General features: G+C 54.8%; 19 protein-coding genes and 3 pseudogenes. 13 read left to right on the top strand and 9 right to left on the bottom strand.

The window, feature by feature from the left end:
* Nucleotides 1-111: 111 nt before the first annotated feature.
* The 4 genes and pseudogenes from CLV88_RS18320 to CLV88_RS18300 all read left to right on the top strand — a co-directional run bounded on the left by CLV88_RS18320 (nucleotide 112) and on the right by CLV88_RS18300 (nucleotide 3,759).
* Nucleotides 112-1,098, top strand: coding sequence for a S41 family peptidase (locus CLV88_RS18320; RefSeq protein WP_165798932.1), 987 nt, complete (start codon nucleotides 112-114; stop codon nucleotides 1,096-1,098).
* Nucleotides 1,095-2,276 (top strand): annotated as a pseudogene (locus tag CLV88_RS18310) (serine hydrolase domain-containing protein). The gene CLV88_RS18320 and the pseudogene CLV88_RS18310 overlap by 4 nt, the downstream one beginning before the upstream one ends.
* A gap of 99 nt (nucleotides 2,277-2,375) precedes the next feature.
* On the top strand, nucleotides 2,376-3,131 hold the full coding sequence (locus CLV88_RS18305) for a CPBP family glutamic-type intramembrane protease (RefSeq protein WP_106609854.1): 756 nt from the start codon (nucleotides 2,376-2,378) through the stop codon (nucleotides 3,129-3,131).
* 184 nt (nucleotides 3,132-3,315) lie between these two features.
* The gene (locus tag CLV88_RS18300; protein WP_106609853.1) at nucleotides 3,316-3,759 is read left to right on the top strand and encodes a GNAT family protein; all 444 of its coding nucleotides are present in this window, start codon (nucleotides 3,316-3,318) and stop codon (nucleotides 3,757-3,759) included.
* Between the two features lie 170 nt (nucleotides 3,760-3,929).
* Here the strand turns inward: CLV88_RS18300 and CLV88_RS18295 are convergent, their stop codons facing one another.
* On the bottom strand, nucleotides 3,930-4,898 hold the full coding sequence (locus CLV88_RS18295) for an SMP-30/gluconolactonase/LRE family protein (RefSeq protein WP_106609852.1): 969 nt from the start codon (nucleotides 4,896-4,898) through the stop codon (nucleotides 3,930-3,932).
* A 408-nt stretch (nucleotides 4,899-5,306) separates the two neighbouring features.
* On the opposite strand from CLV88_RS18295, the gene CLV88_RS18290 reads away from it, so the two are divergent.
* Nucleotides 5,307-5,744, top strand: coding sequence for a hypothetical protein (locus CLV88_RS18290; RefSeq protein WP_106609851.1), 438 nt, complete (start codon nucleotides 5,307-5,309; stop codon nucleotides 5,742-5,744).
* A gap of 224 nt (nucleotides 5,745-5,968) precedes the next feature.
* Here the strand turns inward: CLV88_RS18290 and CLV88_RS18285 are convergent, their stop codons facing one another.
* The 3 genes from CLV88_RS18285 to CLV88_RS18275 all read right to left on the bottom strand — a co-directional run bounded on the left by CLV88_RS18285 (nucleotide 5,969) and on the right by CLV88_RS18275 (nucleotide 9,741).
* A complete protein-coding gene (locus tag CLV88_RS18285; protein ID WP_243403721.1) occupies nucleotides 5,969-7,396 on the bottom strand; it encodes a mannitol dehydrogenase family protein in 1,428 nt (475 codons plus the stop codon).
* Entirely contained in the window at nucleotides 7,393-8,799 is a 1,407-nt protein-coding gene (gene uxaC / locus CLV88_RS18280) for a glucuronate isomerase (protein ID WP_106609850.1), read from the bottom strand. The genes CLV88_RS18285 and uxaC overlap by 4 nt, the downstream gene beginning before the upstream one ends.
* Nucleotides 8,800-9,072: 273 nt before the next feature.
* Nucleotides 9,073-9,741: a GntR family transcriptional regulator gene (locus CLV88_RS18275; protein WP_133169996.1), complete on the bottom strand. Its 669-nt coding sequence runs from the start codon at nucleotides 9,739-9,741 to the stop codon at nucleotides 9,073-9,075.
* A 321-nt stretch (nucleotides 9,742-10,062) separates the two neighbouring features.
* Between CLV88_RS18275 and CLV88_RS18270 the strand changes: the two genes are divergently transcribed.
* From CLV88_RS18270 to CLV88_RS23415, 6 genes and pseudogenes are all read left to right on the top strand, one after another.
* Nucleotides 10,063-11,037 (top strand): TRAP transporter substrate-binding protein, encoded by a 975-nt coding sequence (locus tag CLV88_RS18270; protein WP_106609848.1) that lies wholly within the window; start codon nucleotides 10,063-10,065, stop codon nucleotides 11,035-11,037.
* A gap of 73 nt (nucleotides 11,038-11,110) precedes the next feature.
* Nucleotides 11,111-11,644, top strand: a complete 534-nt coding sequence (locus CLV88_RS18265; protein ID WP_106609847.1) for a TRAP transporter small permease — start codon at nucleotides 11,111-11,113, stop codon at nucleotides 11,642-11,644.
* Nucleotides 11,645-11,646: 2 nt separating this feature from the next.
* The gene (locus CLV88_RS18260; protein ID WP_106609846.1) at nucleotides 11,647-12,933 is read left to right on the top strand and encodes a TRAP transporter large permease; all 1,287 of its coding nucleotides are present in this window, start codon (nucleotides 11,647-11,649) and stop codon (nucleotides 12,931-12,933) included.
* Nucleotides 12,934-12,952: 19 nt separating this feature from the next.
* On the top strand, nucleotides 12,953-13,378 hold the full coding sequence (locus tag CLV88_RS18255) for a GlcG/HbpS family heme-binding protein (RefSeq protein WP_106609845.1): 426 nt from the start codon (nucleotides 12,953-12,955) through the stop codon (nucleotides 13,376-13,378).
* 19 nt (nucleotides 13,379-13,397) lie between these two features.
* Nucleotides 13,398-14,276 carry an NAD(P)-dependent oxidoreductase gene (locus CLV88_RS18250; protein WP_243403720.1) on the top strand — a complete coding sequence of 293 codons (879 nt, stop codon included), beginning with the start codon at nucleotides 13,398-13,400 and terminating at the stop codon, nucleotides 14,274-14,276.
* 225 nt (nucleotides 14,277-14,501) lie between these two features.
* Nucleotides 14,502-15,130, top strand: a pseudogene (locus CLV88_RS23415) (transposase); the annotation flags it as partial.
* A 24-nt stretch (nucleotides 15,131-15,154) separates the two neighbouring features.
* On the opposite strand, the pseudogene CLV88_RS23410 reads toward CLV88_RS23415, so the two are convergent.
* The 4 genes and pseudogenes from CLV88_RS23410 to CLV88_RS18220 all read right to left on the bottom strand — a co-directional run.
* Nucleotides 15,155-15,592: pseudogene (locus CLV88_RS23410) on the bottom strand (FAD-binding domain-containing protein); the annotation flags it as partial.
* Between the two features lie 692 nt (nucleotides 15,593-16,284).
* Nucleotides 16,285-17,346, bottom strand: coding sequence for a tyrosine-type recombinase/integrase (locus tag CLV88_RS18230; protein ID WP_165798931.1), 1,062 nt, complete (start codon nucleotides 17,344-17,346; stop codon nucleotides 16,285-16,287).
* Nucleotides 17,339-17,845: a site-specific integrase gene (locus CLV88_RS18225; protein WP_106609841.1), complete on the bottom strand. Its 507-nt coding sequence runs from the start codon at nucleotides 17,843-17,845 to the stop codon at nucleotides 17,339-17,341. The genes CLV88_RS18230 and CLV88_RS18225 overlap by 8 nt, the downstream gene beginning before the upstream one ends.
* Nucleotides 17,846-17,863: 18 nt before the next feature.
* Nucleotides 17,864-18,583 (bottom strand): hypothetical protein, encoded by a 720-nt coding sequence (locus CLV88_RS18220; protein WP_165798930.1) that lies wholly within the window; start codon nucleotides 18,581-18,583, stop codon nucleotides 17,864-17,866.
* Between the two features lie 411 nt (nucleotides 18,584-18,994).
* Between CLV88_RS18220 and CLV88_RS18215 the strand changes: the two genes are divergently transcribed.
* Together CLV88_RS18215 and CLV88_RS18210 are read left to right on the top strand one after the other, a co-directional pair.
* On the top strand, nucleotides 18,995-19,264 hold the full coding sequence (locus tag CLV88_RS18215; RefSeq protein WP_106609839.1) for a hypothetical protein: 270 nt from the start codon (nucleotides 18,995-18,997) through the stop codon (nucleotides 19,262-19,264).
* Between the two features lie 9 nt (nucleotides 19,265-19,273).
* Nucleotides 19,274-19,735 (top strand): phage holin family protein, encoded by a 462-nt coding sequence (locus CLV88_RS18210; RefSeq protein WP_106609838.1) that lies wholly within the window; start codon nucleotides 19,274-19,276, stop codon nucleotides 19,733-19,735.
* Nucleotides 19,736-19,749: 14 nt separating this feature from the next.
* Here the strand turns inward: CLV88_RS18210 and CLV88_RS18205 are convergent, their stop codons facing one another.
* A complete protein-coding gene (locus tag CLV88_RS18205) occupies nucleotides 19,750-20,688 on the bottom strand; it encodes a mechanosensitive ion channel family protein (protein ID WP_165798929.1) in 939 nt (312 codons plus the stop codon).
* Between the last annotated feature and the right edge of the window lie 224 nt (nucleotides 20,689-20,912).

The raw sequence follows: 20,912 nt of genomic DNA, 5'->3' as shown, positions 1-20,912 counted from the left end.
TTGTCCCTAAGTGCGCCTTCGCGTGTTCCTGATGTGCCGCTTGCATCCAACTCGTCCCGTTGGATAGACCGCCGGTCCTTTCTTGGGGCGCTCTCTGCGACATGCCTAGCCATGATTTCAGGTCCCACTGCGGCAAGCCCGAACGATTACCGCCAATCCATTTCGATTATTCTAGACATCTTCGAGAGATACTTTTTCGATCCCACCTGGATGACATCGCAGCAAGCGCATTCGCTGTTCTCTGAGCTGATGGAACTCGCCGAAACCTCGCAAGACCCCGAACGCCTTTGCCTCGATTTTGAACAAACGTTCAAACGTATAGGCCTGTCCCATGTCACGCTGTCTGTTCGACAACGCAGTGCGGCGGCTTTGGGTCGACACTTCGATTCCATGCAAGTCGGCCCCGAGGCTGTAGCCTTGGAATGGGACCACCAGGTGGCCTGCCTCAGTGTTCGCACCTTCATGGGCCAGGACACCGGCCTGCGCATCACGGCAGCGTTCGAGGACATTGCGTCCAGGGGCGCGAAGGGGCTGATCATTGATCTGCGCGACAATCCCGGCGGGGCATTTGCGATGCGCCATCTGGTAGGACACAGTATTTCAGATGGTGCCGATGCAGGAGTGCTATTGGGGCGGGGATGGTCCCGGGACTCCGTGCTGATGCCGAAACGCACACAGATCGAGGCGCTAGAACCCTGGCATGGTGCATCCGTTGTTAGTCTCTGGAACCACCTTGCAACCCATGCCGTCACTCGGGTCCATTTCTTGCCCATGCAGCCGATGTTTCATGGCCCGATAGCGATTCTGATCAATGGACAAACGCAAAGCGCTTCCGAACTCGTTGCAGAGGTTCTGCGAAGTGTGCGAGGTGCCGTGCTGATCGGTGATACCAGCGCGGGCGCTCTGCTGATTCAACAACCCTTTGATGTTGGAGACCAGTTTACCCTGTCCTTGCCTGTCGCCGATTACATAAGCCACGGCAGCGGTCGGATCGAAGGCGTGGGGCTGGTGCCGGACATAAACGCGTCTGACCAAGACGCGATCTCCGTAGCCTCGTCCTCCCTTCCCGAGATGCGGAATATTGAGGGGAAGTTATGAAATATGTGGCGCATAAGCGATGGGCGAAATGGGTGATTGGCCTGCTGGCCTCGTTCATGATCGCGGTGTGGATGATGATGGTCACCCATCCTGCTGCACCCACGGCACCGGTTGATCGCGATCATCTTGAAGTGTGGCTCGACAGCATCGTCTCAGCCCAAGCCGCCACTGCAATATCGATCGCTGTCATTCAGAACGGCGAAGTTGCATGGGAAATGGCGTCAGGAACTGCAGATCCTTTCAAGGATCAAAAGGCAACGCCGCAGACAATATATCACATTTGGTCCGTTACCAAACTCGCGACAGCGCTGACGATCTTGACGCTGGCTGGGGATCAGGAACTGGACCTCGACCTTCCGGTTGCAGATATCCTACCTTGGCTGGATTTGGTCGAAGCTGCGGAAAACCGGATTACAACGTGAGATCTTTTGCGCCACACTTCGGGACTTCAAGACACAGTGCCAGCGGTGTTTGGGTGGCTGCAATATGACGAGAACTTGCCAAATCAAACGGAGTTTCTGCGCCAAAAGATGCCCGCCTACCGCGATTTTCGTTTTCAACCCGGTGACTACCGCAGCTACAGCAACCTTGGATACATGCTACTTGGCGCGATCATCGAGGCGAAGACGGGACAAGCCTATGAAGACGCGGTCTTCGAGCGCGTGCTAGAGCCCGCAGGGATGGCATCCAGCAGCTTTGTCTTTAGCGCACCGCAATCAGAAAACGAAGCGCCCGGGTCGCCACCCATTGGTGCATGTCTTCACGCTGTTGCTTCCCCTTTTTGCCGATGTCAACGATCTGGTCAGGGAGCGGGACGGTCGGATTTGGTGGCGAACCGTGTCAATGTCAAAGCGACCCCGCCAACGGGTCTGATAGCCTCCGCGCACGACGCCGCCCGGCTGGGCGCTGTCACACTGGCAAAAGGCCCGGTGCTTCAGGTTGACGACACTGTGCGGTTGATGGTTGCACAGGATCCAGAGGATTTCCCCCTTGGCTGGTTCGAACGTGATGTGGCGGCACAAAGGTTGCAACATCGCGGCGGCGGCCCGGGCTTTGTAGCGGTGGTGAGGGTCTATCCGGCCCAAGGTCTTTCCATTGCCGTTCTCGCAAGCGGAACTGACGCCCCGGTTACCGATATCGCCGATGTCGTCGCGCAGTCTTTGGGTGGTGAAGAGTGATGCAAAGGGCTGCTACAAAACCGATGCATCCCGCATCGCAGGATTGTCGCGGTCTGTTAAAGCCTGCGTGCGGAACCTGAGCATGACAGGTCATTTCAAATGCTCACACCGAAGTTTTCTGGAATTGGGGATATGAACGTGTCGTTTATCTCAAAGAACGCCAAGAAACTGTCGGTTGCGATCTTGATCAGTCTTCCCGGCCTGCTCGCACTCGTGTCGCTTGTCACGCCACCGCTTGGTTTTCCGGCAATCGCTTTGGCCGTGAACCCTCTTGTTCTGCTTGTTGTCTTTACCTTGGCGGGGTGTTTCGCAGCGCCGAGAGTGAGTTTGAAGTCACGGTTGTTTCTTGGTGACGAACAGTCTCCAGCACTGCTCCTGTTCTTTCTGCTGCTCGGCGCGGTTGCTGGTCTGATGCTTGGCGTTCTCGATCAGACCACCGCATCGGTGTGGCGTCCTGACGGAGGTGAATTGAAGACATTGTTTGAAGGGGCAGATCTGTCCAATCTGACCATCGGTATATTCTACGGGGGGATCACCGAAGAAATCATCATGCGCTGGGGTCTGTTGAGCCTGCTTGCGCTTGGTCTTTCAAAACTGTCACACTACCGCGTCGCGTTGCAGTTGGCGGTCGTTCTGACGGCAGTCTTGTTTGCGGCTGGACACTTACCCGCCATTTTTTTGATGTCTCCTGAACCGGGAAGCCTCGTTCTTGTCAGAACTCTTGGTCTTAATCTCATCGCCGGTCTTCTTTTCGGTTACGCCTATACGCGCATCAGCCTCGAGGCGGCATTCAGCGCGCATATGGGGCTGCATCTCGGAGTTTTCTTGACCGCCGCCACACTGCAACTGGTTTAGTTCGAAAGATCGTACTCTTTGTACGATAATCCGCAAAGGAATGAAGACGTGTGACACTGGTCGAAACGCGATGATCACGACCAACAACAATGCATAATTTGCCAAATCCTTCGCAGGTTCAGTCATGTCGCGAAGCCTTGGACTGCGCCAATCTACCAGCATCAACAACGCAGGACATGAACCAATGATACGTGATTTCAAAACCACCGACGCCGACGCAGTTGTGGACGTATGGAGAGCGGCGACGGCTGTCGCGCTCCCCTTCTTGACTGCCGACTTCATCGAAAGCGAGGCGGATAACCTTCGCAATATATACCTCGTCCAGGGTATGACATTCGGCAACCCTGCGATCGGCACCGACGTGCAACCACTCGGGACCTTAACCTGGTCGAACACGAGGGAAGACCACGACCAAGCTCTTGCTGACGTTTTGCGCAGATTGCCAAACTCGATGGAGCTAACAAGATCTCAGCTTTCTGATGTTTTCAATCATAACGGCCTCCGGACCTTGCACAATAAGGAGTTGACTAGAGACCGGGTAACAGAGCCGTTGAAGCGTGCGCGTGTGATTCTCCGGGAGAAAGAAGCGGCACAGATGGCAGCCAACCCAAACTTCGGACTATTCTGATCGCCGGCGAGGAATGGCTCTGTATCCCGATGGGGTGGGCAAGAAGACCGGCACCCCGTGCGCTCTGAAAGTACGACCGCGAGGTAGATTTCAGGCACATCAGTTGCGGTATTGAGATGCGGGTTCACGGTAGGCAAAGATCCAGTTTGCGATACATGCCGGATGCGCAATCAACCTCCTGTCACTCCGGCGATATTGACATAAAGAGCGTAGACAGAATGGCTTGCAGCCATGAAAAGCCGACTGTTTGCACGACCTCCAAAGCAGAGGTTAGCGCAGCGTTCGGGCAAGGCAATGCGGCCGATGGGGGTTCCGTCCGCGGCGAAGATCATCACTCCGTCCAATTCGGCCTCGCCCATGCCCCAACCGCACCAGAGATTGCCGTCCACATCTACGCGGAACCCGTCTGGTGTTCCCGGCCCGGCGTCTATCATCACACGCTTGTTTCCGATCGAGGCCCCGTTCGTGCCCACGTCATAGGCCAATATCTTGCGCGTGGGTACGCCCCGCGATTCCACGATGTAGAGGACCGTTTCGTCGGGGTTGAAAGCCAACCCGTTTGGTCCAAGAATGTCATCAGCAACGACGTTTAGCACCCCTGTGTTGGGATCTAGCCGATAAACGTTTTGGCCCAGTTCGGGTTCAGCTCGGTGGCCTTCGTAGTTGCCAAGAATGCCGAATGGCGGATCTGTGAACCAGATGCTGCCATCGGATTTGACAATCACGTCATTGGGTGAATTGAGCTTTTTGCCGTCATAGCTATCTGCCAACACCGTTATGGAACCGTCATATTCCGTGCGTATCACCTGTCGCCCGCCATGTTCGCAGGTGATTAGGCGGCCCTGCCGATCGCGTGTTTGACCATTCGCGAAATTCGATGGCTGGCGAAACGCGGATGACAGCCCAGTAACTTCATCCCAGCGCATGATCCGGTTGTTTGGAATATCACTCCACAAAAGGTAACGTCCGTCACCATACCACACAGGCCCCTCGCACCAGCGACAACCGGTTGCCAAGCGCTCGACCCCGGCCAAAGGCAGCCTGTATCGATCAAAGCGCGGATCGAGCGAGATCACGGAAGGATCGGGATATCGCTGGGAAGGTTGCCAGCTGTTTGTGTCGTCGTGTTTGTCAGTCATGGATAAGCCTCTGTTCATTGGCTTGGTCAGATTAATTGACCGGTTCCAAGTTTTAAAGGATGCGTTGATTGAACTGCCTTGCTCGTCATTCGTTTTTTCACACGGTGGTCTTAGCCCGACCTTCCGCCAGTATCGCTCACGCCAGAAGTTGCCATTTTTGCCAGGAGCTCTGGCAACGAGCCGATGGTGACAAGCTTTCCTTGCAACGGACAACTTTTAATCTTTTCCGCAGCGTGTTTTTATTGATTTGAGTCAATTAAAAAGTGCATATTTCCACTATAACGACAACATGGTTCGGGGAAGTAGAAAAGAGTAGTCCATACTGGTTAATTTTCGAAAATTTTTGGCGATAAATCAAAGGCGAAGTTTGTCCTTGGCCTCTACCTGAAAGGCTAGAGGAAGAAGAAATTGAGCACACTACTAAAGACAGTTGAAGCATTTCCAAGAGGCCGCTCGAGTCAAGAGCTCTACGCACTTATTGATACCGATTTCACGGCCACCCGGAGGGAAGAGATTCTTACCGAGCTGTTGTCATTGCAGAAACGGGGTCTGGTGCTCTTGGGTCACGATAACAAGTGGCGAACCGCAACCAGAGTCATCGCAAAATCAAGCGGTCCGGAAGCCGGTACGCCAGCCAGAGCTTGCACCAACCAAGTTGAAGCGATGGTCGCTTCACCCGCACGGTTTGGTACCGAGCAAGATGCCTTTGTTTTTGCGTCGGAAGAGTTGGAGGTTGATGGAGCAATCAATGCGAACGCGTTGCTCAGGTACTATCGCGCAGCTCTTCAAAGCGATCCACGAGGTGCCTTGACCCAAGCGAATGATCGCCACGGCACTGCGTTTTAACTGATAAGCGGAGCGGGAGATCCTTTCCCAGAAGAGCAACAGACCGGATACATCCGAATCCAGCTCGAGCACCTGCCAGATAGGTTTCGAGAGGCATTGACACGTAGGGAGGAAAACGACCCCGCCCTAGCTGTGGGCTGGCCTATTGCAATTGGGAAAAAAGGCAGGTGCTCCGCCCCGCGGGCCGGTTGTTGCGCCGCCGTTGACACAACGCCATGTTTCCATCATGAAAGCACCTTTCCCAGATCCTGTTGGATATTTTGTACAGACATCGCCTGAAAGCGCCTGACAAGCGCGTCGCTGATCTGATCCGTCGGGTACGGTCCGAACACCTGATCAACGGACAATAGGCCAAGCACCAGCGCGCGGTCGTCTGCATGACCGCGCATGGCGGCACAGAGATCAGACGATATCGGGTCATTGATCTGCTCACCGTCAGCCCGTTGTGAGAGGAACCGGAACCAGGCGGCCACCACCGTCATCAGCTTTTCGGCCGGCCGGCCGGCCGCCAGGTTTTCAAACAGCGGGTCCAGAATACGTTGTGGCAACTTTTGGCTCCCGTCCATGGCAATCTGTTCCAACAAGTGCCGGATTTCGGGATTGCGATAACGTTCCCTGAGCGCGGCAGCATAATCGGCAAGATCCGTCTCAGGTGGGGCGACCAGAGAAGGTATGATTTCCTCTTGCCACATGGTGTCCAGAAACGCCGAAATCGCCGGATCGTTTATGGCAACTTCAACGGTGTCGTGCCCGGCAATGCTGCCGATATAGGCCATTGCCGAATGGGTGCCGTTGAGCATCCGCAATTTCATGTTCTCAAACGGCTCCACGTCGTCGACCAGTTGCGCTCCGACGGCCTCAAATTCCGGCCGCTGACCGTCGACAAAGCTGTCCTCAATCACCCATTGCCGAAACGGTTCGTGCACAACGGCGGCCGGGTCATGGATGCCCGTTTCGCGATGCAGTCGCGCAATGGTGTCCGGTGTCATCGCGGGCACGATGCGATCCACCATGGTGCAGGGAAAGCAGCATTCGCTTGCGATCCAATCCGCCAGATCGCTGTCAACCCGCGCCGCCATTTCGCACACAATCCGGCGGGTCAGAGCCCCGTTGGCAGGCAGGTTATCGAGCGATAACACGGTAAATGGGCGCAGCCCCTTCCTGCGCCGGTTGTCCAGCGCACGCACGATAAAGCCAATGGCTGATTTCGGCAGATTGCTGGCCAGATCGTTTTCAATTTCGGGATGATCCAGATCCAGCGCCCCATCCGCGCCGCCACGACAATAGCCTTTCTCGGTAACCGTGAGACTGACGATCCGCACGGAGTCATCGACCATCGCATCCAGAACCGCCTGAGGATTTTCCGGGGCCACCAGAACGTCGCTTACAACGTCGATGGATTGAGGTTTCAAACCTTGCGCCGAAAGCTCCACAGCCGTGTAAACACCCTCTTGCGGTGCAAGCAGGTTCCGTATTCCCGGCGATCTCAGGCTGACACCGACAATGCCCCAATTCCCGCCCGAACGGGCCATCGCCTGTTTGATATAAACGGCCCCATGGGCTCGGAAAAAAGCCCCCAAACCAAGATGAACGATCCCGGTTTTTGGCGCTTCTTCTGTGCGTCGAAGCCTGGTTTCATCCGCGTCGCTCACAACCGGTACGCTTTTTTTGCAAGATGATATGTCAGATCCTGAACGACCTCGAACGCGTCTGTTTCGCCGAGCCGCCCGCTGGTCACCAGCGACGCGAGGAAGGCGCAGTCAACTCGCCGTGCCACGTCGTGACGTGCCGGTATTGAACAGAACGCGCGCGTATCATCGTTAAAGCCGACTGTGTTGTAGAAACCGGCGGTCTCTGTCGTCATTTCACGAAACCGCCGCATACCGTCGGCACTGTCAAAAAACCACCAGGCAGGCCCCAGTTTCAGCGCCGGATAAACCCCGGCAAGCGGCGCAAGTTCGCGGCCATAGCTGCTCTCGTCCAGCGTAAAGAGGATCACCGTCATATCCGGTTCATGGCCAACCACATCCAGAAGCGGCCCAAGCGCTGTGACAAAATCCGTACGCCCCGGAATATCGAACCCTTTGTCGGCACCAAACCTGCGATGAATCGCGCTGGAATGATTGCGCCGCGAACCGGCGTGGATCTGCATCACCAGACCATCGTCCAGGCTCATCCTGGCCATTTCCGTCAGCATCTGCGCGCGAAACATCTCGGCGTTGCCCGCATCTGTCGGATCGCGCAGTACCGCATTGAACAATTCGCGCGCGGCCTGTTGCGAAAGGTTCTCTGTTCTGGCGGTCGGATGGCCATGATCTGTCGCCGTGGCGCCGTAGGCCTTGAACCGCAGTCTTCGCTTGCGATGCGCCTTAAGATACCCATCCCAGCTCAGCGCATCTTCGCCGGTGATCTCGGAGAACACTTTAAGGTTATTCAAAAAATCCGGATTCTCGGGGTCCATCACCGCATCTGGTCGATAGGTTGAGATCATCCGCCCACCCCAGTCGGACGCAGCAACGCGGGCATGGTGATCCAGTGTGTCCAGCGGGCTTTCAGTTGTAGCAATCACCTCGATGTTGAATCGATCAAAGAGCGCGCGTGGTAGGAACTCGGGACGGCCCAGACAATCGCTAATCTGTTCATAAATCTCGTCCGCCGTCTCTGCCGACAGACCCTTTTCGACTCCGAAAACCTCTTGTAACGAATGATCGATCCAAAGCCGCGACGGGGTGCCTCTAAACACATGATAATGTGCGGCAAAAAGGCGCCAAACCTCTCTGGGATCTGTGGCACTTTTCTCCCCCGCAAGGGTTTCAATCCCAAGATCTTCCAGCCGGATGCCTTGCGAATACAACATCCGAAAGACATAATGGTCCGGCGTGACAAACAGGTCTGCCGGGTTACCAAACCGCTCATTTCCGGCCAGCCAGCGCGGATCTGTGTGACCATGGGGGCTTATGATTGGCAGGTCCCGCACACTGTCAAACAGCGCGCGCGCCAGTTCCCGTCCGCGCCCCTCAGTCGGAAAAAGCCGATCCTCGTCCAGTAAAATCATGCCCTGCCTCCGCTGTCGCGTTCTTTCTGGTCTAAGACGGTTTTGAGCGTCTTAATTTCAAAGGGAAATTGAATCAGCCGATGCGCTTCAAATCAAGATGGGTTTTTCAACAGAATTGGCTCTGAACAGACTATTCGCTGCGCGCTGTCTGAACTGGTAAGACGCGGACAAAGCAGTCGTCGGCCATTTCGCCATAACTGGCGGACAAAGTACGACCAGATACTGCGTTGCATCGGCCCAAGAGTGTAGTGACAGCGAATTTTCAAAAAACAATCACTCGAAAAAGTTCGGATGGGTCTCATGAATAAATTCAATCGTCTCATCCAGTCGCGATAGATGCGCCCGGATCGCGGCCTGAGCTGCGTCGAGATCTCTCAATGCTAAGCTCTCAGCGATTGCGCGATGGTCTGTCAAAATCGACGTAGCTTCGCTGGACTTTTCGAGGCTCAAGAGGCAGATTCGATCCACCTTTTGTTTGCATTCAAGCATGACTTCAAAGGCCGTAGGATTGCCGCTGAGAACGTAAATCAACTTGTGAAAATCATAGTCCAGCGCGTGAAACTTCGTCAGGTCACCGCCCTCGATAGCCTGTTCCTGCCAGCGTATGTTCTCGGCCAAATGAGCTTGGCATGATGCATCCCAAACGCCAACCGCGCGGTAAACGATCTCCAGTTCAACGGACAGGCGCACCAATCGGGCGAGTTCTACCCGCTCCATCGAAAATCCGCGGACTTCGGTTGCTTTTTGCGGCCTAATCAACAACAGATCGTCATTGCAAAGTCGTGTGAATGCATTCCTGACGGGTTGACGCGAGACGCCAAATCGGCGCGCAACTTCGGACTCCGACAGCTTTGTACCGGGAAGAATTTCAAGTGAGATTATTTCGTCATGCAGTTTTTCATAGACTGCATCGGTTGTGGTTCGTCTGACTATATTTTCCACGAATACTCTCTCGCATCCCAATGGCTTCGGCAAGTAGGGGCCTGTCAAAACGCCTCTAAATATTTCAAACTGTTACAAAATAAATCCCCTTTCAAAGAGCTTAAATCGGAACCGATCTGTACACTTATGAAAAGTCTAAGGAGGGCTTTTGTCAAGTGAATTGGGATACTAGGAGACGGCTGTTGACAAAACTTGGATACTAGTAATCAATGTAGGGGCAGTGATTCCGGCTCTGGGAGGAAGTAGGAAGCCATGCTTCCATCGACTCCCTTAACTTCGAAAAGCCAGGTCCTGTCCAAAATTTAACGGGGAGGAGAACCCATGACATTTACGAAATCGCTATTTGCAGCTGCCACCGCGGTCGCTCTCATCGCAACTTCGGCGTCCGCCGAGAGCTGGCGCGCTTGGAACATTCACAACGACGGCCACCCGAACACCGCGGCCATGGATAAATTCGCTGAGTTGGTCGATGCGGCTTCGGGTGGCGAGATCACTGTAGACGTCTTCCATGGCGGTGTGCTGGGGTCGCAGCCCGATGCGTTGGAGCAAGTGCGCATCGGTGCCATCGAGGTAGGTAACTTTAACCTTGGTCCTATTGGACCAATGGTTAAAGAGGCGAACCTGGTATCCTTGCCGTTCATCTTCAAGAGCGTGCCGCACATGTTCCGTGTCATGGAAGGTGAAGCCGGTCAAACCGTTGCAGCTGCGATGGGCGAAGCGGGCGTGCTGCCTCTTGCCTGGTTTGATGCGGGCGCGCGTTCGTTCTACAGCCAGAAGCCGATCAACACACCGGCAGATGTTGAAGGCCTGAAGATCCGTGTGATGAACAATGATCTTTATACATCGATGATTTCGGCTATGGGCGGCAACCCGTCACCAATGGCATTTGCCGAAGTTCAGCAGGCGTTGAAGACGGGTGTTGTGGACGGTGCTGAAAACAACTTCCCGTCGTTCAAGAACGTTGGCCACTACGAAGTGACCACTCACTATTCGCTGTCAGAACACCTTATCATTCCTGAGTGCATTTGCGTGAACACTGCTAAATTTGGCGCGTTAAGCCCTGAAATGCAGGCGGCCGTCCGCAGTGCCGCGCAAGAAGCAGCACTTGTTCAGCGCGAACTCTGGGCTGTCGGCTCCGAGCAGGCGCGCAAGGACGTGGAGGCCGCCGGGATCGCCGTAAACGAAATCGCTAACAAAGCGCCTTTCCAGGCGGCAATGGATACGGTCTATGCCGAATACCTAGCGGCAAATCCTGACATGAAGGCCTTGGTCGATATGGCGAAAGCCACCGAATAAGCTGGGCTGATCAGTCAAAAAGAGCGCCCGGCTCCAACTATGGCAGCCGGGAGCTTTATCTAAAGGAGGGCAAATGAGCGAGCATAGAAAAGCACCGGCGTTTTTGCGACCAATGGACAGAGCCTTCGATTTTCTTTCGCGTGCTTGTGTTTTTATCGCGGGGATCGCTCTTGTTTGCATGACCGCGATATTTGCATGGCTGGTCTTTGGACGTTATGTGCTGAACAACACGCCCACGTGGGTCGAGCAAGTCTCGCTGCTTTTGGTCATGGTCATTGCGTTTTTGGGTGCAGCCGCCGGGGTGCATAATCACACACATCTTTCCGTGGTGATTTTTCGCAACATCGTCCCGACGCCGGTGCGCACGCTCTTTGTCATAGTCTCTGACGTTCTGATGGCCGGGTTTGGTGCAATGATGTTCTGGAACGGGATCGAGTTGACCAAGTTCAAATGGAACACACTCATACCCTTGATTCAGTGGTCGGAAGGTCTGCGCTCACTGCCGTTAACGATTTGCGGCGCGCTTTTGTTTCTCTTTTCCGTTGGTCACCTCATCCGCCTATTTCTCGGCAGGGATGAGCGCCAAGACAACATAGATCAGGGCTAATTATGGGACTGATGCTTCTTCTTGGGGTCTTTGCCCTTTGCGTTATAATCGGTACGCCGGTGGCCTTTGCCCTGGGCATCTCGGCTTTGGCGGCATTTTGGTACGAAGGCCTGCCACTTTTTGTAGGGTTTCAAAGGATCGTTTCGGGGGTCAACGTCTTTTCGCTGATGGCGATCCCGTTCTTCATCTTTGCGGGCGAGCTTATGTTTCATGGCGGGATCGCTATGCGACTGGTCAAATTCGCTCAGGCTGCAGTCGGCGCGGTGCGCGGCGGTCTGGGGATCGTCAACGTGTTCTCGTCCATGCTGTTTGGTGGGATCTCCGGATCGGCCATCGCGGACATCTCGGCCCTTGGATCAATCCTTGTCCCGGTGATGAAAGACAAAGGGTATGATGCGGATTATGCCGTCAACGTTACGGTGACGTCCTCCATCGCCGGGATCATCATTCCGCCCAGCCACAACATGATCATCTTCGCTTTGGCCACAGGCGGCGCAGTGTCGATCTCCAAGCTGTTTCTGGCAGGGGTGGTGCCGGGTGTTCTGATGTGTTGCTGCCTTGCGATTGCCGCCTATGTCGTGGCCGTCAAACGCGGCTACCAAGCCGAGCAATTCCCTGGGTGGACGGCACTGGCCATCGCCTTTGTTGGCTCAATCCCCGGATTGCTGACGGCAGTCATTATTGTCGGCGGGGTTTTGTCCGGAGTCTTTACCGTAACCGAGTCCGGAGCCTTTGGGGCAATGTATGCTTTCATCGTAACACTTGTCGTCTACCGCAGCCTCAGTTGGGAGGGTTTCAAGGAAGCGGTAATATCGTCAGTTCGCACCACCTCGATGGTCATGATCCTGATCGCTTGCGCGGCCGCTTTTGCATATATGCTGACTTTCAATCGCGTGCCGACCAAGACGGTCGAATTCTTGCTGGGGATCACCGAAAACCCGATCCTCATCCTGCTGATGATCAATGCAGTTCTGCTGCTATTGGGCATGATCATGGACATGGCAGCGCTGATCCTGATCTGCACACCGATCTTCCTGCCGGTCATGAACATGCTGGGTATCGACCCGGTGCAATTTGGCATGATCCTTTTGGTGAACCTTGGCCTAGGTCTTTGTACGCCGCCGGTGGGCACGTGTCTTTTCGTGGGCTGCGCGGTTGGCAAGCTGCCTATGGAAAAAGCCGTGAGAACGATCTGGCCTTTCTATCTGGCGATCTTCGCAGCGCTCATGCTGATCACCTTCATACCGGCGATCTCCCTGACTTTGCCGAACCTCATAATCGGCCCATGACCAGCGGAGTGCGCACCCAATGTTGACAATCAAGAGACTGGATATCAGCGACGCCGAGCGGCTGATCGCAGGCGCGCGTGCTAAGGCGCAAGAGATCGGTGTGCCAATGTGCATCGCCGTAACCGATGAAAGCGGCAACCTCATCGCCTTTGAGCGGATGGACGGCGGCAAGATCACCAGCATTCAACTAGCCATTGACAAAAGCTTTACAGCATCCGGGATCCAGAAAGGCACGGATGCTTTGGCAGAAGTTAACCAACCCGGTATGCCCGCGCATGGAATCTCGTCCGCTTTAGGTGGAAAGATGGTTGCTGTTGCTGGCGGTTTGCCAGTCACGTCAGACGGCGCTGTAGTTGGTGGTATCGGCGTGAGTTCTGGATCACCCGCGCAAGACCTTGAAGTGGCGAAAGCAGGCGCTGCTGCGTTCGAAAATATGTCCAAGTGACAGTATGGAGGAGCGACATATGACAAACCCGAAAATTGGATTCATCGGCCTTGGCCAGATGGGTGGCAATATGGCCGAATGCTTGCAAAACAACAGGTATGACCTTGTGGTGATGGGGCGAAACCGTGCCTCTGTTGAGGCCACACTCGCGCGCGGCGCGGTCGAAGCCAGCACCCCGAAGAAACTCGCTCTAGCCAGCGATATCGTCATGCTCTGCGTAACGACTTCGGAAGCCGTCGAAAGCTTGATCTACGGCGACGAAGGGATACTGGCTGGTATCAAGCCAGGGACAACCATCATTGATTTCGGCACGTCCATTCCGGCATCCACCCAAAAGATCGGTGCGGATCTAGCTGCAAAAGGGGCGGGAATGATTGATGCGCCTTTGGGGCGCACGCCAGCGCACGCCAAGGACGGGTTGCTTAATATCCTGGCAGCAGGTGACATAGACACCTTTGAAAAGGTGAAGCCTGTGCTCGACGTGCTTGGCGAAAACGTCTTTTACCTTGGTGCGCTTGGGTCAGGCCACGTGACGAAGCTGATCAATAACTTCATGGGCATGACAACCGTATGTGCAATGAGCCAAGCCTTCGCTGTTGCCAAACGTACCGGCATTGATGTGCAGCAGCTGTTCGACATCATGTCGGCGGGCCCGTCCAATTCGCCCTTCATGCAGTTTTGCAAGAACTATGCTGTCGATGGGGTCAGTGATCTTGGCTTTTCGATTGCGAATGCTGCCAAGGACATCGGATATTTTGTACAGATGACTCAAGAAATGAATATCCAGGTCGAGATCGCAGAAGGTACTGCCGCTAACCTCGCCGCCGCTCTAGAGGCAGGCATGGGCCATGGCAATGTCCCTGAAATCTATGATCTTTTTGTGCACCGCGGCGCATAAGAGTTTAACTACTACTGTCCACTATATTTCGTGCCGATTTCAGCTTTGAAAGACTTCTCATGAAACTCAAAGAAATTCCGCCATCGTCGCCGGAGGGGGGCGTGACATCGGCAGATCCGTCGCCGAGAAATTAGCCTCAGAAGGCTGAACTGCTGCCCATAAACTGGACCAAACGAAGCTGGAATTTCCCATTTACAATCCCGAGTGCGGGAGAAGGAGAGTTCCATGAAGCGAAGCAAGTTCACGGAAGCGCAGATTGCGTTTGTGCTGAAACAGGTTGAGGACGGCACGAGTATCCCTGAGGTGTGTCGGAAGGCCGGGATCGCTGAGGCAACGTTTTACAAATGGCGCAAAAGGTACGCTGGTTTGATGTCGGCTGAGATGAAGCGTCTGAAGGTGCTGGATGAGGAGAACAACAGGTTGAAGCGGCTGGTAGCCGATCTCTCGTTGGACAAGGCAATGCTGCAGGACGTCATCAAACGAAAGCTCTAAAGCCTGCTTGCCGCCGGGAATTGGTTGATGACCTCAGGTCGATTTGGGGCGTCAGCATTCGCCGCGCCTGCGGTGTTCCTCAGGCGCATCGCTCGACCTACCATTATCGACCGCATGGCGACGAGCAGGTCGAACTTAGGGCACGCATCAAAGAAATAGCTCAGACGCGTGTGCGCTATGGAAACAGGCGCATCCACGTCCTTCTGCGACGGGAGTGCTGGAAGGTGAAAGCCAAGCGGATCTACCGGCTTTACAATGAGATGGGTCTGCAACTGCGGAACAAGACACCCAAACGTCGGGTGAAGGCTAAGTTGCGGGAAGACCGTGTGGACACCACTAGCAGCAATGAGACGTGGGCGATAGTGAATGCCCGGCTCATAGTCCGTAAACAGTCGCGCCAACTCAAGGCCCGGCGCGCGCCAATGGAGCCAAAGATGATAGCTCGCAACGGCCATTACCATCGCGCGCATTCGAAAGTTCAGCCACCCTGTGGCGCGAAGGGATCTCATGCATGCATCAACAAACGGCAGCCCAGTCTCGCCCCGTGCCCAAACGGCCAATCTGTCGGTGTCCGGCGCCGACGGTCGGATCCCAACATATCCACGATGCAGGTTTTCAAACTCGATCCGCGGTGCGTCCTCCAATTTTTGGATGAAATGGCAATGGCAGTGCAGACGGCCAGAAAACGAAGACAATGCGCCGCTCCATCCATCTCGCGCGGCACGCGCTTTCACCTCCCTTTGGCGCGCCCATGTGGCTTGCACAACCTCACGCAGAGACAGGGCTGCCCCATGCCAAATGCGGCGACAGCCGAGAGCACGCATGTGCGCCCGCCATTGGGGAAGACATCGCGTGGCGGTAGGTCCGACCACGCTCAGTCAGAAACGAATTTAGCAACGCTTGTGCGGCAGGCCGCCCGCCATTTTGACGCCCCGTTGCTCCATCAGGGGAAGACTAAGCACTGTTGCCGTGGGGATATTGCCGGGCTCAATGGTGACAGGGGGCAAGCTGGGTGCTTGCGTAACGGGCTCCGCCATAAACCGATCCCATTGCTTCGCCCACCCATTGCGCGACGCAAGACGTCGCTGGACGCCATGCTGGGGTATCTCATGCCATGGTAAGCCCTGCTCGCGACACCACGCGCGAACCCGTATGTCGCGTGCATAGGTCCATCCTTTGCGGGTTTCCTCATGCGACCAAAGTACGTTTGCTCCAACTGTCCGTCGTCAGGGTTTTTGGAACCAATGGCGGCCTAAACTAAAAGAGGTTTGGCTCATCTGGTTGGTTTGATTATGCGGCGTGCTGGCGGTGATGCAAGCGTCTTGCTTCGAGTGTCTTTCGTTTGATCCTTTCGCGTTGTTTTAGAATGGCTTTGTCGCGCCCGAAGTAGACGTCTGCGGGTGTGACGTTGTTGATGCTCTAATGCCGTCGCTGCAGTTTGGCGCAGTGACGGCTCTGGGCTCCTAGCCGCCATTCGCTGCATTTTTCACGAACGGCGGCTTTCGAGCCCTGCGCATTATGCCACCCCTTTACCTCCTTCCTTGCGCATCCCCGCGATCATCTCCTGATAGCTGTCACACGCACTGATCCCCTTGGCGCGATTGTAATGCTTGTTGGCCATGTTGAGCGTGGTGTGGCCGAGGACGTCACGAATGATGTTGGCGTGCTCGGGGTCGGTTTCCGCGATGTAGGTCGCGGCGACATGACGGAAGGCATGGGGGCGAAGCGCCAGGCCAATTACACGCTGCGTCATTTTGGGCAATTCACGGGACAAGCCGTCAGGTGTGATCGGGTCGCCATACTGATTGACCCAGAGCGCAGCGTGGGATTTGCCCTGCAAGAGAACCGGCCGGTGTACGTCGAGATAACGCTGCATGTGAGGGACCAGAACCTTGGGCATCGGGAAGTCATGGGGACGCTTGGTCTTGATGTCCTTGGCCTCATAGTAGAGATGCATCCCGTCGGTCATCACCTTGAGATGATCATTGAGGTCTGTGGCCAGCAAGGTGCGACGACGCACGGGGCGAGTGACAAGAAAGGTAATCATCAACCCCTGACGGAAGCGGATCGCTTGCGTCATATGCGCGTAGCGATTGTTGCCATCATGGATGTCGATCCAGTCAAGGGCGCGATGCAGTGCTTCCTTAGCCGTAATTTCATGAGGGGGTGGCAGGCTCTGGCTGTCGGCCTTCTTGCGCAGACGATTAGAGGCACGCTTAAGCCAATCCCAATCTGCGACGGGCGCGACAGCACGAATGATCACATAGATATCCGAGACAAAACCATGGACGCTTTTGGGCTTAAGGCGTTCTTCACATTCTTCCACGTAGGCCTGAACACTGTCCTTGGTCATCCGCTCTGCTGGAGACACGGTCAGTAGCTCTGGTGAACTACGCAACAGGAACGACAGCCACTGGCCATAGCTTTGGCGGCGTTTGGCACGACTGCTGTCACTCCATTCAACACAAGCACCGCTGTCGCCAAACCATTCACTGACAGAAAAAAGGGCATCCCAGGCAGAGCGATCTGCCTGAGGCCAGTCCTCATACTTGAGAACAAGGGGGATGGGGTTAGTCATGATTGCCACTCCATTTACCAAGAACCACCTCGTCATAGTGTTCATGCGCCCATTGGTTCGAAAGGTCAGCATAGAAGGTCATGGTCGTCTCCAGTCTCTTGTGCTTCAGAAGACGGCGCACGGTCTCAAAATTTCCGGGGCGTTTCTTGAGGTAGAGGTGGCCTGCCAGATGGCGGAACAGATGCGCATGCACCTTCAGGCCGGTCTCACGATAGATCAGTGATTTGATGTCGCTGCCAAAGTTCCTCGGATCGCGGGGTTTGCCGCTGCCCTTTTTTGGAAACAGGGCCGGACCGTTCGCGCTCGTAAGAAGGTGGCGGTGTTTCATGATGTAACTGTGCAGGATTTTGGACGCGTGCGGATTTAGAACAACCTCGATATGCTCCTTGTTCTTCACATCCTTTGCATCCACGCGAATGGAATAGTTGGTGTACGTGCCATTGCGATGTGCGGTGACATTCTCATCCAGCTCTAGCTGAGCAAAGTTCTTGGTACGCATCGGGCAGGACAGCAGGATCTAGATGGCAACCGCATACATGGCAAACAGGGCAGAAGTGCGGGAACCATGGTTCGCGGCGGCGCGGGCCATGAGCGTGTCCGGCAGGCTAAGCAGGCGGGCAACATTCTCCCAATCATGGAACTGACCAAGACGGTCACGGTTCTTGCTGCTCATGCCCTGGACGGTTGGCGTGGCCCTCTTCTTGATTTTTTGAATGGCATTCAGTTCCACCTCTGGCACTTTGAGGTGATGACGCGCAATGGCCACGAGAGTGGCGGAGATGTTGTGCAGCCCACCATCCTTGGTGTCGGACAGGCCACGACGCTTCATGATCCCGGTCAAAGCGCTTTTCATGTTGCTGGCTGTGATGGCATCTTTCAGCGAAAGAAGCGTCTCCGGAGCCACCCCAGTTTCGACCAGAGCATCCAGATACTGACGGAGGTGTGCTTCGGTGCTGCGCAGCGAGGCCGGGCGCAGAGCATATTCCGGCCCCTCATCGTCAAACAGACTGATGTGACGCAGTTGATCCAGATAGGCCACAATCTCATCTTGCAACGACTGAGGATAGATGGAAAGCGGGCGGCAACGGTACTGACCGCCTTTCTCATAACTCAGAATGGCGAGCGGCAACTTCTTGCGTTTGACGATGCCATTCCAGGCTTGGGCGATTGCCTTGCAGATTTTCGCGGGGTCTTTCCCCAGAAGGTGGGCGTCAAGATAGGATTGGAACGCAGACATCAGTGCGTCATCCACTGCATCAGGTTCTACCCCTTGCTGTGCGCAGTGGTTCACAAGGCGAGCGAACAAGTGAACCTGATGCTTGGCCTCGCAAGCTGACAGGAACGCCTTCCACGCTTCATTGGGCTCTGCCTTGGGTGCCGCAGGGGGCAGATACCCAGTGAGTTGCAGCGCCTTGGAAAGGTCTGTCTTGACGTTGCTCAGCGACTTGGCCGAGATACCCGCCTGTGCGGGATGGATGGTCGCCAGCTGACCACGGACATTCTACGTATGTAAACACGAGTCGAATAACTTATGTGTCGCGACATTTTCGGATAAGGTGATGGGTATTCTTATGGCAGTGGGCGCCTTCTAGACTCTCAATTACCGCTAAACTTAAAAACGCAAGAAAAGTTAACGTAGGAGCGATTTGTGGCAACAAAGGCAGAATTGGAAGCAGAACTTCTGAACCTCAGAAGACAGTTGGCGGAACGCTCCTCACAACATGTAGATGCGCGCGAAGAGGCTCACGCTGACCCGTCAGTCGATGAGGATATGGTGGAACCCCTAAAAGGAAAAACCGATTGGGAAAAAGAAGTTTCTGAAATCATGGCTGAACTTGAACACCTGCCACACAAGCAGCAGCTACTAATCGCACTCGGGGCTTTTGCTATTGGCTTTTTAGTTGGCCGCGCAAGATAGGAACTAATTATGAATCGTATTTCTAGAAACATTTCTATTGTGCTGCGCGCAGAGCGCCTGATCGCCCAGCGTCATCTTGCGGTTCTTCGCCGCCAAACCGGGTTGATGGCGGCCGCCGGGATTGCAGCAGGTGTCGGCCTGATTATGCTAAACGTATCAGCCTATCTGGCTTTGTCACAAACCATGTCCCCCCCGTCGGCGGCTTTGATTGTGGCGCTCGTCAATATGGCTCTGGCAATTTTGCTGGTGTCTTTGGCGAACAAATCCAATGTTGAACAGGAAACGGCGCCTGTCACAGAGGTTCGCGACATGGCTCTCGAAGACATAGAAGCGGAAATGCGCGCATTTGCAGGCGAGGCAAAAGCAACGGCTGACGCCGTCAAGAAAATGGCAAGCGATCCGTTTGGCGCGATTGCCCCTGGAGTTGCCGGGACTGTTGCCAAGGCCGTGATCAAGAACCTAAAGAGCTGAGCTGAAGACCGGAGTTACACGTCGGATGCACTCTCTGACATGTTCAATGTTTGCGTCGGGTAGGCGAGTGCAGTATCGCAAGCACTCGCCAGTTCCATAATTTTCAGGGTCAGGCGCTCGGTTACCTCCAGAAAGCTTGCGTAATCTGGATCATTTGTCCACGCATAGAACATCACGAGAACCGCACTGTCCGACAGTCCTTCGACGTGCACATATTGCGGCGCATCCTCTGAGACGTCAAAGTCACCACTTTCTTTCAAGTGCTTTCTCAGGGTGTCGCAGAACTCTGAAATCTGAGCTTGGGTCGTCGCTAGAACCAAAGGTATACTCAGTTTTACACGACGATTGCGTCGCTGCGAGTAATTCAGCACCACCGCGTTGGCGAGTTCAGAGTTGGGAATGTACCTAGGAATTTGGTCAAAGCCCCGAAGCAATGTCGACCTCAGGTCAATTTGTTCAACGGTGCCGACAAAAATCCCTTCGATCTGGACTACGTCCCCAACAGAAAATCGCTTTTCGCTGATGTTGTTCATGCCGGCGACTAGGTTTCGGATAAGATCCTGCGTCGCAATTGCCAACCCGGCGCCCAAAACACCTACGCCTGTCAAAGCCGAAGAAATGTCCACTTCCCAAACGGTCAACAAAGCCGTGATCCCGAACAAAACGACACCAAAACGGGCGACCCGCTCCATCCAGCCACTTTCCATTTTCACACCCAAGCGGGTTTCACCGCTCAAGAGAGAAACAAAGGGGCCACATAGATTGTACCAACCAGCAAACACAGCCAAAACGGCGATGGACGTCAGGACGCGGCGCACGATTCCATCTGCAAACTCAGGCAGTTGCAAAACATCCAAGGCTAAGAAAGCCGACAAAGTAACGATCAAAACCGACGTTGGTACAGTTAGCTCGGCTTTCGTTTCTTCCGATAGGCCTACGGCAAGTCGGGTCATTAAACTATCCAACGCCCCAACAACCATCTTGGCCAATGGCTTGCGTAGCCAGATAATAATCGCAACAAAAACAATAGCGACTACGACGCCGATTTGGTCTGCGGATGAAAGCCAATCTTGCACTCTCGTAACAAGGTCAGAAACTGCTTCCTTAAAGGGCATTTGGTTGTACCGCTCGCTGTTAATCTTTTCTGGCAACCAACTATTGCCAACAGTTGGGTAGA

The organism is Shimia abyssi, assembly GCF_003014475.1.
GTDB classification, from domain to species: Bacteria; Pseudomonadota; Alphaproteobacteria; order Rhodobacterales; family Rhodobacteraceae; genus Shimia; species Shimia abyssi.
This window is presented reverse-complemented; position numbering and strand designations above follow the sequence as displayed.